This window comes from Streptomyces sp. NPDC055140 (assembly GCF_053607285.1).
On sequence record NZ_JBSGTG010000155.1, the window covers coordinates 1 to 2,071 of the forward strand.

At 70.5% G+C, this 2,071-nt stretch carries 5 protein-coding genes; 1 reads left to right on the plus strand and 4 read right to left on the minus strand.

Going from position 1 to position 2,071, the window contains the following annotated elements:
* Window positions 1-107: biotin carboxylase N-terminal domain-containing protein (locus tag ACWFR4_RS48520; RefSeq protein WP_324603837.1), on the minus strand; the 107-nt coding region annotated here is incomplete at its 3' end.
* 356 nt (window positions 108-463) lie between these two features.
* On the opposite strand from ACWFR4_RS48520, the gene ACWFR4_RS48525 reads away from it, so the two are divergent.
* Window positions 464-931, plus strand: a complete 468-nt coding sequence (locus ACWFR4_RS48525; protein WP_453658355.1) for a hypothetical protein — start codon at window positions 464-466, stop codon at window positions 929-931.
* 25 nt (window positions 932-956) lie between these two features.
* Here the strand turns inward: ACWFR4_RS48525 and ACWFR4_RS48530 are convergent, their stop codons facing one another.
* The 3 genes from ACWFR4_RS48530 to ACWFR4_RS48540 all read right to left on the minus strand — a co-directional run.
* The gene (locus tag ACWFR4_RS48530) at window positions 957-1,592 is read right to left on the minus strand and encodes a Maf family protein (protein WP_453469602.1); all 636 of its coding nucleotides are present in this window, start codon (window positions 1,590-1,592) and stop codon (window positions 957-959) included.
* A 111-nt stretch (window positions 1,593-1,703) separates the two neighbouring features.
* Window positions 1,704-1,832: a morphogenic membrane protein MmpB gene (gene mmpB, locus ACWFR4_RS48535; protein ID WP_264484688.1), complete on the minus strand. Its 129-nt coding sequence runs from the start codon at window positions 1,830-1,832 to the stop codon at window positions 1,704-1,706.
* 71 nt (window positions 1,833-1,903) lie between these two features.
* On the minus strand, window positions 1,904-2,071 hold a 168-nt coding region (locus ACWFR4_RS48540), incomplete at its 5' end, for an acyl-CoA carboxylase epsilon subunit (protein ID WP_453658357.1).

Genomic DNA, 2,071 nt, shown 5'->3' on the forward strand with positions numbered 1-2,071 from the left:
CGGTCCGGTTCCGCGTAAACGGCAACGCTCGCGATACCGGCATCCCGGCACGCCCGGGCCACGCGGACAGCGATTTCGCCACGGTTGGCGATGAGCACCTTGCGCACGATGGCTCCCTCCTTGAAACAAGCCGAGTTTAGGGACTGCCGACACGGGCTTACGACCCGTCCCCATGAGTGAGCTTGCCCACACGGAGTGCTATTCGAGGCGCGCTCAAGTGGTGAATCCCCTTGTTGCGCCCGGGTACGCAGCCTTCCCTCTTCGAACCCTAGCCCGCCAACGTGGGCCAGGTCTCTGTGAGACGGTGCTGCGGCACTCCGGGATTCTTTGTGGAGTCCCTACGAATGGCCCAACGATTCTTTGCCTTGGGCAGACCCCTTGTCCCGAGGTTTACCCGTTAGTAGCGTTCGCGTTGTCTCGAACGTACTAGGGGTAACAGCAGTCGAAAGTGGGTGGGGTTCCGGTGGCACGCAGACCGGTGGCGTGGGTGGCCGCGATCGTGCTCTTCGCGGAGGCGATAGGTATCGCCCTGCTCAACTGGTTCCTGGGGCTGGTCGTCGACCGCCAGGACATGTCCCTGGCCGGGCTCGACCCCCGCGCCATGTCCGTCTCCGCCTGGATAGCCGGCGCGCTCTTCGGGCTCTATCTCGCGCTGTGCGCGATCGTCCTCGTACGCGTAGCCGTGCGCGACCGCGGGCCGGCCGGGTTCGGCCGCATTCTGCTGATCAGCGCGGCCGTCGTGCACGGGCTGCTCGGTGCGTTCAGCGTCGGCCTGGTCGGCTGGCTCGCGTTCGTCTTCATGATGGTCGTGCTCGGGCTCATCGTGCTCACGCTGGTCGCCTACGACCGGAAGGAGCAGGCGGGCGGAGCGGGTGCGGGTGACGCCCCCGCGGGACCGGCCGAGGGGGGCGGGGCGCCTCAGCCCGTCTGATCGGCCCGGGTTGGGCGAGCTGCGTTCAGTCCGCCCACAAGTCCGTGATGTTTACGCCCAGTTGGGCCAGCAGGCGGCGCAGCAGCGGCATCGACAGGCCGATCACGTTCCCGTGGTCGCCGTCGATGCCGTCGATGAACGGAGCCGAGCGGCCGTCCAGCGTGAACGCGCCCGCCACGTGGAGCGGCTCGCCCGACGCCACGTACGCGGCGATCTCCGCGTCGCTCGGCTCGCCGAACCGGACCACCGTCGAGGCCGTCGCCGACGCGTAGCGGTTCACCGCCGTGTCGTACACGCAGTGGCCCGTCTGCAGGGTCCCCGCGCGGCCCCGCATCGACTTCCAGCGCGCCGTGGCCTCCTCGGCGTCCGCCGGCTTGCCGAGCGCCTGGCCGTCGATGTCCAGGACCGAGTCGCAGCCGATCACCAGCGCGCCGTGCACCTCCGGCTTCGCCGCGACCACGGACGCCTTCGCCTCCGCCAGTGCCAGGGCCAGTTCGGCCGGGGTGGGTGCGGACACGGCGTCCTCGTCGACCCCGCTGACCAGGACCTCGGGGGTGAGGCCCGCCTGGCGCAGCAGCGCCAGCCTGGCCGGGGACTGGGAGGCGAGGACGAGGCGGCGGCGCGGGGTGCTCACGGGGCTGCTCACGTGGGGATCACTCATGCGGTCAGGGTTCCACATGTGGGCCGCCGAGGGTGCCTCGTCGGGTGACGGGTGGAGGGCGCGGTGTGGAGGGCTCGGCGCGGAGGGTGCGGTGCGGGGGATGGGATCGGTTCAGACGATTCCCAGAACCAGCATCGCTATCACCATCGCCACCGCGAGCACGAAGCCCGCTCGGCGGAGCATCGCCTGGGTTTCGCGCAGCTCCTCGGGGGGCTCGTTCTCGGGGTCTGACCACAGCATGGATTCGATACTGCTGCCCCGGTAATCGGTGCGCCTGAGTACGCGTACTCAGGCGCACCCCCACGTAGGGACTAGGCAGGCCAGTACGTGCGCGCCCAGCTCGTGGGGCCCGGGGTCGGGCGGCGCGCCTGCGCCACCCTTGCCGGGTCGGCCCATGCGTCGCGGGTGTCTGCCGCGCCGGGCGGGGTGGTGGCCACCGCCGCGGCGCGGGCCTGGACCACCGCCAGTGCGGCGGCCAG